At 71.1% G+C, this 13,851-nt stretch carries 13 protein-coding genes; 5 read left to right on the top strand and 8 right to left on the bottom strand.

The genetic code is table 11. The annotated features are described in order from the left end of the window. Positions 1–78 precede the first annotated feature (78 nt). From FDO69_RS10400 to FDO69_RS10385, 4 genes are all read right to left on the bottom strand, one after another. Positions 79–2,097, bottom strand: coding sequence for a TerD family protein (locus FDO69_RS10400; RefSeq protein WP_104779481.1), 2,019 nt, complete (start codon positions 2,095–2,097; stop codon positions 79–81). 77 nt (positions 2,098–2,174) lie between these two features. Further along, the gene (locus FDO69_RS10395) at positions 2,175–2,753 is read right to left on the bottom strand and encodes a TerD family protein (RefSeq protein ID WP_104779480.1); all 579 of its coding nucleotides are present in this window, start codon (positions 2,751–2,753) and stop codon (positions 2,175–2,177) included. Positions 2,754–2,891: 138 nt separating this feature from the next. Next, positions 2,892–5,036 carry an excinuclease ABC subunit UvrB gene (gene uvrB, locus FDO69_RS10390; RefSeq protein ID WP_104779479.1) on the bottom strand — a complete coding sequence of 715 codons (2,145 nt, stop codon included), beginning with the start codon at positions 5,034–5,036 and terminating at the stop codon, positions 2,892–2,894. Between the two features lie 40 nt (positions 5,037–5,076). After that, positions 5,077–5,943 carry an MHYT domain-containing protein gene (locus FDO69_RS10385; protein WP_104779478.1) on the bottom strand — a complete coding sequence of 289 codons (867 nt, stop codon included), beginning with the start codon at positions 5,941–5,943 and terminating at the stop codon, positions 5,077–5,079. Positions 5,944–6,232: 289 nt separating this feature from the next. Here FDO69_RS10385 and FDO69_RS10380 point away from each other — a divergent pair, with 289 nt between their 5' ends. Both FDO69_RS10380 and FDO69_RS10375 read left to right on the top strand, forming a co-directional pair. Beyond that, positions 6,233–7,105: a glycerophosphodiester phosphodiesterase gene (locus FDO69_RS10380; RefSeq protein WP_104779477.1), complete on the top strand. Its 873-nt coding sequence runs from the start codon at positions 6,233–6,235 to the stop codon at positions 7,103–7,105. Positions 7,106–7,157: 52 nt separating this feature from the next. After that, positions 7,158–7,712 carry a methylated-DNA--[protein]-cysteine S-methyltransferase gene (locus FDO69_RS10375; RefSeq protein WP_104779476.1) on the top strand — a complete coding sequence of 185 codons (555 nt, stop codon included), beginning with the start codon at positions 7,158–7,160 and terminating at the stop codon, positions 7,710–7,712. Positions 7,713–7,751: 39 nt separating this feature from the next. Here the strand turns inward: FDO69_RS10375 and FDO69_RS10370 are convergent, their stop codons facing one another. Continuing rightward, on the bottom strand, positions 7,752–8,180 hold the full coding sequence (locus tag FDO69_RS10370; RefSeq protein WP_104779475.1) for a VOC family protein: 429 nt from the start codon (positions 8,178–8,180) through the stop codon (positions 7,752–7,754). 105 nt (positions 8,181–8,285) lie between these two features. Between FDO69_RS10370 and FDO69_RS10365 the strand changes: the two genes are divergently transcribed. Both FDO69_RS10365 and FDO69_RS10360 read left to right on the top strand, forming a co-directional pair. Further along, positions 8,286–9,194 carry a pseudouridine-5'-phosphate glycosidase gene (locus FDO69_RS10365; RefSeq protein ID WP_167526563.1) on the top strand — a complete coding sequence of 303 codons (909 nt, stop codon included), beginning with the start codon at positions 8,286–8,288 and terminating at the stop codon, positions 9,192–9,194. After that, a complete protein-coding gene (locus tag FDO69_RS10360) occupies positions 9,191–10,156 on the top strand; it encodes a carbohydrate kinase family protein (protein WP_104779474.1) in 966 nt (321 codons plus the stop codon). Before FDO69_RS10365 ends, FDO69_RS10360 begins: the two co-directional genes overlap by 4 nt. Before the next feature lie 12 nt (positions 10,157–10,168). On the opposite strand, the gene FDO69_RS10355 is transcribed toward FDO69_RS10360, so the two are convergent. Beyond that, positions 10,169–10,966 (bottom strand): methyltransferase domain-containing protein, encoded by a 798-nt coding sequence (locus FDO69_RS10355; RefSeq protein ID WP_104779473.1) that lies wholly within the window; start codon positions 10,964–10,966, stop codon positions 10,169–10,171. 333 nt (positions 10,967–11,299) lie between these two features. Between FDO69_RS10355 and FDO69_RS10350 the strand changes: the two genes are divergently transcribed. Continuing rightward, a complete protein-coding gene (locus tag FDO69_RS10350) occupies positions 11,300–12,427 on the top strand; it encodes a magnesium and cobalt transport protein CorA (protein WP_104779472.1) in 1,128 nt (375 codons plus the stop codon). 89 nt (positions 12,428–12,516) lie between these two features. Here FDO69_RS10350 and FDO69_RS10345 read toward each other — a convergent pair whose 3' ends face one another. Together FDO69_RS10345 and FDO69_RS10340 are read right to left on the bottom strand one after the other, a co-directional pair. Continuing rightward, complete coding sequence (locus FDO69_RS10345) at positions 12,517–12,945, bottom strand: CBS domain-containing protein (RefSeq protein WP_104779471.1); 429 nt, start codon at positions 12,943–12,945, stop codon at positions 12,517–12,519. 157 nt (positions 12,946–13,102) lie between these two features. Then, positions 13,103–13,744: a nucleoside/nucleotide kinase family protein gene (locus FDO69_RS10340; RefSeq protein ID WP_104779470.1), complete on the bottom strand. Its 642-nt coding sequence runs from the start codon at positions 13,742–13,744 to the stop codon at positions 13,103–13,105. Between the last annotated feature and the right edge of the window lie 107 nt (positions 13,745–13,851).

Below are 13,851 nucleotides of genomic sequence, written 5' to 3'. Positions count from 1 at the left end.
GCCGTCAACAGTACCCAATCACCAAGAGAAGGTAAAGCGCTTGGCAAAAGAAAGGCCAAAATCCCTGATCAGGGTCCTTTACATGAACTTGGTACGGGCGGCGGCCACCTGGCTGAGCACCTGCTGGAGGACCTGGCTGCCGGGCGGAAGGAGCGCCGGCTCGTACGTCCACGCATGACCGACCCACGGGTCGGCGAGGTGATCGTCTGCCACCGGCGTCAGTCGCAGCAGCGAACGCCACAAGGGGTCGAGCAAAGGCCCGTAGCCGGAGGACTCCTCACGGTCGGCCACCATCATCAGGTGGACGCCGAAGGCGGGGCCCTCGTCGGCGAGGTAGCGCAACTGGTTCACGGCCCGGTCGTCGAAGCCGTGCGGGAAGTCGTTGACGATCAGGAGCTGCTGGGAGGTGTCGAAGCCGGGCGGGAGGGAGTCGGCGGCGCCACCCCGGACCGCCATCTGCACCAGGTCGACCCGCTGCGTGAGCCGGCCCAGCACGTCCGCCACGCCGGCGGCTCCACCCGCCGGCGGAGCCGCGAGCACGCCCGCCTGCACGAGGGGCGCCAGAGACTGCGCCCCCGAGCCTGCCGGGTCGATGACGTGGACGGTGAACTCGCCCGCCGGGTAGACGGCGAGCAGCCGGGCCGCGTGCGCGACAGCCGTCTCCATGGCGAGACGGCTCATGGCGTGGGAATCGGTGAACGAGCCGTCGGACACTCCGGCCGCTCCGCTGTCGATCCACAGGCCCCGCTCCAGCGGCAGCCGGACCAGCATCGGGATGCGGATCCGGTCGGCCTCGGGAAGGTGGAGGTCGCCCAGGCGCAGGGCCATGGGGATCTCCATCGGCACCCGGTAGGCGTGCCACACCGGGTTGTCCCAGCGGGCGTAGGCCGGCGGCAGGGCCGGTTCCACGACGTCGGCCTCGGCGGCGAGCTGGGTCAGATCCCGGTCGAGGGCCTCCCGGGCCTGGGCGACGAGCTCGGCGTGGCGGGTCCGGGCAGCCTCGCGGGCGGCGTCGCCCTGCCCGCCGATCCGGCTGCGCGGGTCGGACAGGACCTGCTCCAGCTCCTTGTCCATGCGTGACTCGGCGAAGTCGACGGCGCTGCGGTAGGCGGCGGTGGTGCGGGCCAGGTCCTCGAACATGCCCCACACCTGGTTGTAGAGCCGCTCTTCCATGGACCAGCCGGTCGCGTCGCCCGCCACGGGCTGCGCGGGCTGCCCGGGTGCGGCCGGAGGCGCGGTCGGCGGGGGCGGCGGCGGAGCGGCGTTCTGGCGGCGCGGGTGGCTGTAGTCGATCGGGGCGCCGGCCGTGGACGCGGACGGCTGGGTGACGGCGTTGGGGTCCGGCGCGGCGCCGGGATACGACGGCTGCTGAGGGCCTGGCTGCCCGGGACCGCCGGGCGCTTGACCGCCGTACGGGGACATCGGTGGGACGGGGCCGGGCTGAGGCGCGGTGCCGCCCTGGTCCGGGCCGAGGGCGGGGGCGGCTGCCTGCCGGGAGCGGTCGCCGTCCGCCGTGCGGGGCAGGGGCGCCTGCACCGAGCGGGCCAGCCCTTGGGCCACCGCGTCGTTGATGTTGCCGGCGAGCTGGTGGGCCTGCGGCAGGCCCTGGTCGGTGAGGAGTTCGGCGAGGCCGCCCGCGTAGCCCTGGCCGACGGCGCGCACCTTCCAGGCGCCCTGCCGGCGGTAGAGCTCCAGGGCGACGACGGCCGACTCGGCCTCCAGGCCGGTGATGGTGTAGCTGGCGACCTCCCCGCCGTCGAGACCGGTGACGGCGACGAAGGGGGCCGCCACGGCGCCGAAACGGGCCGGTCCGGTCCCTCCGACGGGCAGGGCGAGCAGCACGCTGACACGGTGGACGGCCTCCGGCACGGCGTCCAGGTCCACCGCGAGGCGGTGGTCGGCGGCGGCCTGCCGGGGGACCTCGAGACCCGGCTGGGTGGGTGCGCCCGGGTGGGCCACCCACTCCACGCCGTGGATCCGGCCGTTGTCGTCGCCGAGTGCGGCCACGGCCACGATCGGCGTACCGGCCGAGATCCGGATCTCTAGACGGGCCTGGGAGAGCGGGTGGTTCTGCCCCCGCACCAGCTCGGCCGTCATCGCCTTGGTCCCCCTGTGTCGTTGTGTGGAGTCGTGTGCTGCTCGCCGGGCCCCGCGACTCCGGGGCCCGGGTGCGCTCAGAGCACCGGCAGGATCGCCGGCATCAGGTCCTGGAACGTGCGGCCGTTGGCCGGGTTGCCGAGGGCCGTCATCGTCCAGCCCTGGCCGGAGCGGTGGACCTTGGCCATGATCTGGGCCGTGTACTGGCCGCCGCCGGCGAGCGTGTAGCGGGCGAGCTCCTGGCCGTTGGTCTCGTCGACCAGACGGCAGAACGCGTTCTGCACTTCCTGGAAGGTCTGGCCCGTGAAGGAGTTCACGGTGAAGACGATCTGGTCGATGTGGACCGGGACCCGCGCGAGGTCGACGAGGATCGCCTCGTCGTCGCCGCCCTGGCCGACACCGCCGACGAGGTTGTCACCGGTGTGGCGCACCGAGCCGTCGTCGCTCACCAGGTGGCGGAAGAAGACGACGTCGACCGGCTGCTTGTCCGCGAAGAGGACGGCGGAGGCGTCGAGGTCGATCTCCCGCGTGCGCGAGCCGAACAGGCCGCGCCGGGGAGCCGCCTGCCAGCCGAGACCCATGCGAACCGCGGTCAGGCTGCCACCGTCGTTCTTCTGCAGACTGATGGCCTGACCCTTGGTCATGTTGACGGTCACGCGCTGATTCCCCTCTCAACGTCCCCTGTTGCCGCGTGGTCGCGGTTGACCAGAACCCTACGCAGAGGCACTGACAGCGACGTACCCCGGTCCGCACTTTGTGTCGGTCTTGCAACACTGCGCGTACGCGGCACGCTGTCAGGCCAGACCCGCCTCCTTCATCTGGCGCAGTTCCTTCTTCATCTCGGAGACCTCGTCACGCAGCCGGGCCGCGATCTCGAACTGGAGCTCCGCGGCGGCGGCCCGCATCCGCGCGGTCAGCTCCTCGATCTGCCCGGCCAGTTCGGCCGCGGGGCGGTCGGTCGGCACGGTCTCCGCGGCCTTGCCCTTGCCCTTGGCGGACTTGGCGCTCCCGGCCGCCTTGCCGAGGGACGGCACCGGCGCCTTGGTGCCCCCACCGTCCTTCTTGGCCTTGCGGTAACCGGAGCCGAGCAGCTGCTCGGTGTCGATGTCCTCGCGGGCGATCTGGGCGACGATGTCGTTGATCTTCTTGCGCAGCGGCTGGGGGTCGATGCCCCGCTCCGTGTTGTACGCGATCTGCTTCTCGCGGCGCCGGTTGGTCTCCTCGATGGCCTTCTCCATCGCCGGGGTGATCCTGTCGGCGTACATGTGGACCTGACCGGAGACGTTGCGCGCGGCGCGGCCGATGGTCTGGATCAGGGACGTGCCGGAGCGGAGGAAGCCCTCCTTGTCGGCGTCCAGGATCGCCACCAGGGACACCTCGGGCAGGTCGAGGCCCTCGCGCAGGAGGTTGATGCCGACCAGCACGTCGTACTCGCCGGCGCGCAGTTCACGCAGCAGTTCGACGCGGCGCAGGGTGTCGACGTCGCTGTGCAGATAGCGCACCTGGATGCCCAGCTCCAGGAAGTAGTCCGTGAGGTCCTCGGCCATCTTCTTGGTGAGCGTGGTGACCAGGACACGCTCGTCCTTCTCGGTGCGCAGCCGGATCTCGTGCACCAGGTCGTCGATCTGGCCCTCGGTGGGCTTGACGACGACCTCGGGGTCGACGAGGCCGGTGGGGCGGATGATCTGCTCGACGAAGCCGTCCGAGCGGGACATCTCGTAGGTGCCCGGGGTGGCCGACAGGTAGACCGTCTGGCCGATGCGCTCCTGGAACTCCTCCCACTTCAGGGGGCGGTTGTCCAGGGCGGAGGGCAGCCGGAAGCCGTGGTCGACGAGGGTGCGCTTGCGGGAGGCGTCGCCCTCGTACATGGCGCCGATCTGCGGGACGGTGACGTGCGACTCGTCGATGACGAGGAGGAAGTCGTCCGGGAAGTAGTCCAGCAGGGTGTTGGGCGGGGAGCCGGGCGAGCGGCCGTCGAAGTGCATCGAGTAGTTCTCCACGCCGGAGCAGCTGCCGATCTGGCGCAGCATCTCGATGTCGTAGGTGGTCCGCATGCGCAGGCGCTGGGCCTCCAGCAGCTTGCCCTGCTTCTCCAGCTCCGTCAGGCGCTCGGCCAGTTCCTTCTCGATGTCGTTGACGGCCCGCTCCAGACGCTCGGGTCCCGCGACGTAGTGGGAGGCCGGGAAGACGTAGAGATGCTCGTCGTCGCTGATGATCTCGCCGGTGAGCGGGTGCAGGGTGGACAGCGCCTCGATCTCGTCGCCGAACATCTCGATGCGGACGGCCAGCTCCTCGTAGACCGGGAAGATCTCGATCGTGTCGCCGCGCACGCGGAAGGTGCCGCGGGTGAAGGCCATGTCGTTGCGCGTGTACTGGATGTCCACGAAGCGGCGCAGCAGCTCGTCGCGGTCGATCTCCTCGCCGACCTTGAGGGGGACCATGCGGTCCACGTACTCCTGCGGGGTGCCGAGGCCGTAGATGCAGGAGACCGAGGCGACCACGACGACGTCACGGCGGGTGAGCAGCGAGTTCGTCGCGGAGTGGCGCAGGCGCTCGACCTCCTCGTTGATCGAGGAGTCCTTCTCGATGTAGGTGTCCGACTGCGGGACGTAGGCCTCGGGCTGGTAGTAGTCGTAGTACGAGACGAAGTACTCGACGGCGTTGTTCGGCAGCAGCTCGCGGAACTCGTTGGCCAACTGGGCGGCCAGCGTCTTGTTCGGTGCCATCACGAGCGTGGGGCGCTGGAGCTTCTCGATCATCCACGCGGTGGTGGCGGACTTGCCGGTGCCGGTCGCGCCGAGCAGCACGACGTCCTTCTCACCCGCCTCGATACGCCGGGCGAGGTCGGCGATGGCTGTCGGCTGGTCGCCGTTCGGCTGGTAGGGGCTGACGACCTCGAAGGGCGCCACCGTGCGTTCGATCTTTGAAACGGGCCGCATGGGTTCCACCGTACGACCCCGCACTGACAGCGGGCTCTGATCAGCGGTTCTGCGGGGTGCGGGACCCCCGGTGCTCCACGGTGCGGCGGGGGCGGAACCGCAGGCGGTGGGCGGAGTGGCGGACGTGGGTGTGGGCGGGGATGCCGGGCTTGTGCTCGGCGGGGACGACGGTGGGCTTCCCCATGACCATCAGCGGGTCGAACATCACCACCACCCCCGCGAGGAGCAGGAAGGCGAGCGGGCCGATCAGCATGGGCGCGAGCAGTGTCGCGGGCGAGTCCCCCGTGGCGGGTTGGGCCGTGCCGTGCAGGTGGACGCTGAGGGCGGCCATGCCCGTGTAGTGCATGCCGCTGACGGCGAGCCCCATGACGAGGCTGGCGCCCACGCTCCACAGGAAGCCCCTGACCTGGCCTGCGGCCCACAGGGCGGCGGTCGCGGCGCCCATGGCGATGGCGACGGATATGCCCACGGTGACGGTGTTGTACTCCAGCTGTCCGTCCAGGCTCATGCTGGCCATGCCCAGGTAGTGCATCGACGCGATGCCCAGGCCGGTGATGGTGCCGCCGGTGAACAGGGCCGTACCGCGCGCGCCCCTGTAGCCGACGATGAAGATCCCGATGCCCACCATGATGATCGCGACGGCCAGGCTCGCGAAGGTCATCGCCTTGTCGTAGTGGATCGGGGTGCCGCGGACCGTGAACCCCATCATGGCGACGAAGTGCATGGTCCATATGCCGGAGCCGATGGCGGCGGAGCCGAGGGCGAGCCAGCCGGGGCGCCAGGACTGGGCGACGAGCATGGATCTCGTGGTGCACCGCAGGCCCAGCGCGCCGCCGAGGCAGGCCATGAAGTAGGCCACCAGGGGTGTGACCAGGCCGTAGCTGAATCCGTTGACCGTGCCCTGCATGCGCGGCTGCCCTTCCCGCCCTCGTACGTCCCGGAATTCCTGATGTGCGCCCCCTCCCAGGACCGCACGAGCGGTCAGGGTTGACGCAGAGAGTATGACCCCCACCGGAATGGTCGAACGACTTTCCGGCAAAGAAACACGGGCTTGCCGCAGTTGTGCGGTACCAGTGAGCGGAGTTGGGCGATCTCCGTTCAGCGTGTGGCCATCCTGCACCCCTCTCGCGTTGACCCTCTGCTGTCACAGTTGTGCTGTCTGTGATGTTGCCGTCCGCTCGTCGCGAGGAGTACGCATGCACGCGCGCGCTGTTGCCGCCTCGACCACCGCACTCCTGGGGACCGCCGCTCTCCTGTTCCCCGTCTCCCCCGCCCACGCCGCGGGTGATGGCACGCCCCCGCTGGTCATCGGGCACCGGGGGGCCTCCGCGTACGCCCCCGAGAACACCCTGGCCTCCCTCGACAGAGCTGCGGAGCTGGGCATCCGCTGGGTGGAGAACGACGTGCAGCGGACAAAGGACGGAGAGCTGGTCGTCATCCACGACGACAACCTCCGGCGCACCACCGACGCCGAGGAGGTGTTTCCCGACCGGGCCCCGTGGAGGGTGTCGGACTTCACCGCCGCGGAGATCGCCCGTCTGGACGCGGGCAGCTGGTTCGGTCCCGCGTACGCGGGCGTGCGCGTGCCGACGCTGGAGCAGTTCGTGCACCGCCTGGAGCGTCATCGTCAGAAGCTGCTCCTGGAGATCAAGAATCCGGAGCTGTACCCGGGCATCGAGCGGCAGACGCTGAAGGTCCTCAGCAACGAGGGCTGGCTCGACCGGTCGCATCTGACGGGCCGGCTGATCGTGCAGAGCTTCAGCGCGGACAGCGTGCGGACGGTGCACGAGCTGAAGCCCGGGGTGAAGACCGGCCTCTTGGGGACGCCACGAGTGCCGGACCTGCTCGACTGCGCCGAGTTCGTCGATCAGATCAACCCCTCCTACAGCTCGCTCACCCCGGCATACGTGTCCTCCGTCCAGGCGTTCGACGGACCGCACGGCAAGCCGATGAAGGTCTTCGCCTGGACGGTCGACGACGCGAAGACGGCCCGGCGGGTCGCCGGCTACGGGGTCGACGGCGTCATCACGAACAAGCCGGACGTGGTGCGAAAGGCCGTGGGCGGCTGATCCGGCGTTCCGCTCTCGCGGCGTTGTCGGTGGCGGGTCCTACTGTGGTCGCATGGAGAGCCGAGAGCAGGTCGAGCCGCACGTCGTGTGGGCGGTCGTCGACAGCGGGATCGGGCCGTTGCTGCTGGCCACGAGCCGGGGCGGGCTGGTCAACGTCGTGTTCCACGCCACGGACGCGGTACGGGACCGGGCCGTCGAGCGACTGGCGTCGCGGCTGGGCACCGAGCCCGTCGAGGCGCCCGGCTCCCCGCTGCTGGCCGAGGCGATACGTCAGTTCGGGGCGTACTTCGCGGGTGAGCGGCGCGACTTCGACCTGCCTCTGGACTGGTCGCTGATCTCCGGCTTCAACCGGGCGGTCCTGCGCGAACTGGCCTCGGGCGTGCCGTACGGCCAGGTCGTCGGATACGGCGACCTGGCCGGGCGCGTCGGTCAGCCGGGTGCCGCCCAGGCCGTGGGGACGGCGATGGGCGCCAATCCGCTGCCGGTGGTGGTGCCCTGTCACCGGGTGGTGGAGAGCGACGGCGGCATCGGCGGCTTCGGGGGCGGCCTGGAGACCAAGCGGAAGCTACTCGCCCTGGAAGGAGTGCTTCCCGAGCCGCTCTTCTGAAGCCGCCGCTCCTGTGCAGGCCGATGGGTTCCGGCTTGATCAGTCGTAGTGCCGGGCCTCGAAGACGTTGCCGTCCGGGTCGCGGAAGTAGAAGCTGCGCGTTGCCTTGCCCTGGGCACCGAAAGAGCCGTGCGCGAGGTCCGACATCGGGACCGCGCGTTCTTCGAGACGGCTGAGGAGGGCGTCGAAGTCGCCGCGGGGCAGCGACAGGCAGACGTGGTTGACCGGGTGCCCCGCGCTGTCGGCGGAGCCGGGCAGCATCGTCATGCGTTCCGCGTAGCTCAGCGGCATGAGGTCGAGGATGGTCCCGCCGTTGACGCGCACGGAGGGGAACGGCGCCTCACCCGCCGCGAATTCCGCGAGCCGGACCGCCTCCAGCCCGACGGCCTTCTCGTAGAAGTCGGCGGCGGCGAGCGGGTCGCGCACCCAGAGGACGACATGGTCGAGACGAGGTGTGTGGTCGGTCATGCCCCCAGGCTCGTGACGACTCCGGCCGTCCGCAAGGGTTTGGCCCGGTCCACCGCTCGCCAGAGATGAGGGAGGACGACTGACCGACTGACAGGAGGCAGGCGCGTGGTGCTGGTGGTGTCCGAAGAAGTGCGGGAGGCGATCGACGCGCGCCGGCCCGTCGTGGCCCTGGAATCCACGATCATCGCCCACGGGCTGCCGCGGCCGCGCAACCTCCAGGTGGCGCTGGAGCTGGAGACGGCCGTACGGCAGGAGGGCGCGGTGCCCGCCACGATCGCCGTGCTGGACGGGCACCCTTGTGTGGGGCTGGACAAGGAGCAGCTGGAACGGGTCGCCAACGAGGACGGGATCCGCAAGCTCGGCCACCGTGACCTGCCGCTCGCGGTGGCGTCCGGGGCGAGCGGGGCGACGACGGTGTCGGCGACGGCGCTGCTGGCGGCGCTGGCGGGCGTACGGGTCTTCGCGACGGGTGGGCTCGGCGGGGTGCACCGGGAGTGGACGGCGACGCAGGACGAGTCGGCCGACCTCGGGCTGCTGGCGCGCACCCGCATCACGGTGGTGTGTGCCGGGGTGAAGTCGATCCTGGACGTGCCGGCGACCCTGCAGCGGCTGGAGACACTGGGGGTCGCCGTGGCCGGTTACGGCACCGGCCGGTTCCCCGGCTTCTACCTCTCGGACTCCGGGCATCCGGTGGACTGGACGCTGGACACGCCGGGGCAGGTGGCGGACGTCATGCGGGCCCAGGACGCGCTCGACGGCCCGGAGTCAGCGCTGATCGTCGCCAACCCCGTGCCCGAGGACGAGCAGCTGGACCCGGACCTGCACGCCCGGGTGCTCGCGGAGGCGCTGCACGCGTGCGCTCAGGAGGGCGTCACCGGCCAGGCGGTCACTCCCTTCCTGCTCGACCACCTGGTACGGCACACGGACGGCGCTTCCCTCAGCGCCAACCTGGCGGCGGTCCGGGGAAACGTACGCCTGGCGGCACGGATCGCGGCGGCCTGGGCCCGGGGATGACGGCGGCCGGCGGCGCGAGGCCGGGAGGGAGACCGGGCTCCGGGAGCACGGGTGCCGAGGTGGGCCGGGGGCTGTTGGTCGTCGGGGACGTCATCACGGATGTCGTCGCCCGGCACCGAGGGCCGCTCGCGGTCGGCACGGACACGGCCGCCTCGATCCGGACGGTGGCCGGCGGGGCGGGCGCCAACGTGGCGTGCTGGGCGGCCCACCGGGGAGCGGCGGACGTACGGCTGCTCGGACGCGTCGGGGCGGATGCGGCGGCCTGGCACGAGCGGGAACTGGTCGCCCAGGGGGTGCGTCCGCAGCTGGTCGTCGACCCGCTGGCGCCGACCGGCACGGTGATCTGCATGGTCGACCGGGGCGCCTCAGCGGAACGGACGTTCCTCACCGACAGCGGCGCGTCGGTGCGGCTCGGACCCGCCGACTGGTCGGACGCGCTGCTCGACGGTGTGGCCCGGCTGCACCTCTCGGGCTACCTGCTGTTCTCCGACCCGAGCCGGGCCCTGGTCACGGTGGCCCTCGAAGCCGCACGCGCTCGGGGCGTGCCGGTGAGCCTGGACCCGGCTTCGGCCGGCTTCCTGGCGGAGCTGGGCGCCGAGCGGTTCCTCGAACTCGTCGAGGGCGTGGACGTGCTGCTTCCCAGCCGGGACGAGGCGTGCCTGCTGACGGGGCTGGCGGACGCGTCCGAGGCGGCGGCCGAGCTGAGCCTGCGCGTGCCGCTGGTCGTCGCCAAGCAGGGCCATGAGGGGGCACTCGTGGCCCGCTCGGGAAAGGTGAGCGCCCACGTCCCGGCGGTACCGGCGACCGCACGGGACACCACGGGGGCGGGTGACGCCTTCACCGGCGCGTTTCTTGCCGCCCTGCTCGCGGGGGCCGGGCCGGAGCACGCGGCCGCGGAGGGCTGCCGGGCGGGCGCGCGAGCGGTGGAGCAGGTGGGCGGCAGACCGCCCGTGCCGGGCTGACGACCCCAGCGGTTACTGCTCCTGCTTTCGCCCCCACGCCGAGATCATCGGTGCCGTCGTCAGATCGAGCGCACCGGACGTGACGTTCTCCAAGTGCCGGTCGATGTCCTCGTCCGTGGCGAGGCCGGCGGTGACGAGCTGGTCACGGATCTGGCGGATCGTGACGGACTCCAGGGCCGCGCAGGCCGGCGAGGCGAGGGGGAAGTAGGCATCGGCGTGGACTCGGGTCAGTCCGGCGTTGCGGAGCAGCCGCGGCAGGGTGCGGCCGCTGGGCAGGTCGGTCCCGTGGTCCGCGAGCAGTCGGCGGAAGCCCTGCCGCAGCCGGTTGGCGAGCTGCTGCTCGGGGCCGTAGTCGTCGGGGCAGAGAAGGGGCTGCAGCGCGGGGTCGGCGTCCTCGACGAGGAGGCGCCCGCCGGGACGCAGGGCCTTGGCCATGGACCGCAACGCTTCTTCCCGGTCGGTCACGTGGACGAGGGCGAGGCGGGCGTGCACCAGGTCGAAGCCCTCCCCCGGCGGCTCCTGCGCGCCGAGGTCGTAGAGCCGCACCTCGACCGGCGGCCGGGCGACGGGGGCGAGCCGGGAGGTGTCGGTGTGGGTCGCGACGACGCGTCCCGTCGGGCCGACCTTCTTGGCCAGCCAGGACACCACCGAGGTTCCGGCGCCGACCTCCCAGCACCGCCAGCCGGATCCGATGCCGAGCGCTTCGAGGTGCCGGAAGGTCGTGGGGTCGAAGAGGGCGGCGAAGGCACTGAAGTGCTCGGCCGCCTCGGTCTGCCGGTTGGCCAGGAGGTACCCGTCGGTTCGTGTCATACGACGATCATCCCATTTGTCTGACTTGCCCTCACTCGTCGACGCTCCGGCACGGAGCACCGCGTTGGATGCTTTGGTGGCGGAGAACCATCGAGGCTTCCGTACGAGACCCCTCGGCCGGACTTGCTCCAAACGCTGCTTCCGTACGAGAACCACCCGGTCCGGACATGCGTCCGTACGGCGAGCCGCGGGGTCGGCCTGTCCTTCGTCCACAGGCGGGAACCAAGCGGAACGAGCCTTGTCCACAGGCTTACCCGCAGCTCACGCGGGCCTGGCAGACTGGCGAGCCAAGGCGCAGGAACGGCGCGGGAAGCTCCATGCAAGGAGAGCCGGATGTCCATGGCAGGGAATCTGCGGAGGGTCACGAGCCTCGGCGGGGTCGGTGGCCTTCGCAAGGTGGCTCGGCTGGCCGGGCGACGTCCGCGCGTCGACCTGAGTCACCCGGCCCGGTCCCCGCTGGGCTCCTCGGTGGTGAACTGCGTGACGTACCGGGACGGTGTCCGCACCTCCGCCCGGGGCGATCTGGTGGACACCGTGGAGCGGGTGCGCAAGAGCCGGGAGGGCTTCGTCTGGCTCGGTCTGCACGAGCCCACGGACCAGGAGTTCGCGGGCATCGCCGAGCTCTTCGACCTGCATCCGCTGGCCGTCGAGGACGCGATCGAGGCCCACCAGCGACCCAAGCTGGAGCGCTACGGCGAAACGCTCTTCGCGGTGTTCAAGACGGTCTGCTACGTCGAGCACGAGGAGCTGACCGCCACCAGCGAGGTGGTGAACACCGGCGAGATCATGGTGTTCGTCGGCGCGGACTTCGTGATCACGGTGCGGCACGGCATGCACGGCTCACTGGGCCCGCTGCGCGAGGAGCTGGAGTCCGATCCCGGCCAGCTCGCCAAGGGCCCGTCGGCAGTGCTGCACGCGCTCGCGGACCATGTGGTGGACGACTATCTGACGGTCACGGACTCGGTGCAGGCGGACATCGACCAGGTCGAGACGGACGTGTTCTCGGAGGCCGGTGCGCGGACCGACCCGGGGCGCATCTACCAGCTCAAGCGTGAACTGCTGGAGCTGAAGCGGGCGGTGGTGCCGCTCAGCCGGCCGCTGGAGGATCTCGCCACCCGGCCGATCCGGGCGGTCGATCCGGAGATACAGGCGTACTTCCGCGACGTCTCGGACCATCTGCTGCGGGCGAAGGAGCAGATCGCCGCCTTCGACGAACTGCTCAACTCCATCCTCCAGGCGCACCTCGCGCAGGTCACGGTCGCGCAGAACGAGGACATGCGGAAGATCACGGCGTGGGCCGCGATCGTCGCGGTGCCGACGATGGTCTGCGGGGTCTACGGCATGAACTTCGACCACATGCCGGAGCTGCACTGGCGGTACGGCTACGGCATGGTCATCGGCGTGATATCCGTCGCGTGCCTCGCCCTGTACCGGGGGTTCCGGCGCAGCGGCTGGCTCTGACACGGGCCGTGGCCCGCGAGGGCCGGAAGGCGCGTGCGGGTGCCTGGGGGACGATCCAGGCGGTCAGTACGTGACGGTCAGTGGTGCGGTCAGTGCATGGCGGTCGTGGCGTAGACGCTCTCCGCCCAGGAGGCGATCTGGTCCTTCGCGAGATGACGGGCCAGGTCGGCTTCGCTGATCATGCCGACCAGGCGCTTGTCCCGGATCACCGGCAGCCGGCGGATCTGGTGCTCCTGCATCTCGTGCAGCACCTCGCCGACATCGGCGTCCGCGTCGATCCAACGGGGCGTGCCCTTGGCCATCTCGCCCGCGGTGATCCTGGCCGGGTCGTGGCCCACGGCGACGCAGCCGACGACGATGTCGCGGTCGGTGAGGATGCCGCAGAGCCGCTCGTTCTCGTCGCTGATGGGCAGGGCTCCGACATTGAGTTCGCGCATGAGCTGGGCTGCGCGGTCGAGTGTTTCGTGAGCGGGGATCCACTGGGCGCCGCGGTGCATGATCTCTCCGGCGGTGGTCATGGAGTACCTCCCGGGGCCGGACGGCCGGCGCGGAGCGGGACGCACCGCGAGTCCCGGCGCCCTTCATTCTCGCCGCGCAGCCGGATGCCCGCACACGGAAGCCGACGGCCCACGGGTCGGCACCGAGCACGAGTCGCCACCGGACACCGGCCGCGCCTCAGCCGTTCCACGCCGGATGACGCGGGTCGTCGGCCCGCACCAGGACGTCCGCTGTCTCCACCGGATCCGTCTCGTGCTCGTAGCGCTCGAAGGCGGGAAGGGTCCAGTGCTCGGCCTCGGGGGTGCGGCGGCGCAGGGCGCCCCGGGAGAGGAGGACGTGGACGCTCAGATCGAAGGGGAACCAGTGCCGAAGGAGGAAGGGTCCATGCATCAACAGCACACCGCCGGGCGGGAGTTCGACATAAGGGCTGCGAGTGGCGCGGTCGGCGGACGGGTCCCACAGGTCGGGCAGGACGCGGCCGTCGCCGTCGGCTTCGAGCGGGCCGAACACCTCGCGCCACAGGGCGCCCGTGTCGTACCAGCCGCTGTAGTAGGCCTCGACGTCCTGGTGGCCGTACTCCAGCCGTACGGAAGCGGGGCGCAGGAAGCCCTCGGTGCCGACGACGAGCGAGGAGCGGCCGCGCACTCGCAGCGCCTGGGAGACCAGGTGGGCGAGGTCTCCGGGGCGGGCGGCCGGGGCGCCGTCGAAGGCGATGCGGGGCCAGGGACTGCTTTCGGCGGGCTTCAGATCGAGCAGGCGCTCGGCGAGCAGGTCGCCGAGCCGTTCCCAGGTGATCGCTTCGAGTCGCACACGGCCCATGATGCGTCAGGCCCGGACAGGAGGCGTCCCGCCGGCCGGCGCCTGGGCGGAGCAGCGGCCGGATCGTCTGGGTCCGTCCTGAAGTGCGCAGTTCGGGCTGCCGTCAC

Source organism: Streptomyces tibetensis, from assembly GCF_007655005.1.
Classification (GTDB): Bacteria; Actinomycetota; Actinomycetes; order Streptomycetales; family Streptomycetaceae; genus Streptomyces; species Streptomyces tibetensis.
The sequence above is the reverse complement of the archived record's forward strand: the minus strand, read 5'-3'. Positions and strand labels throughout refer to the sequence as shown.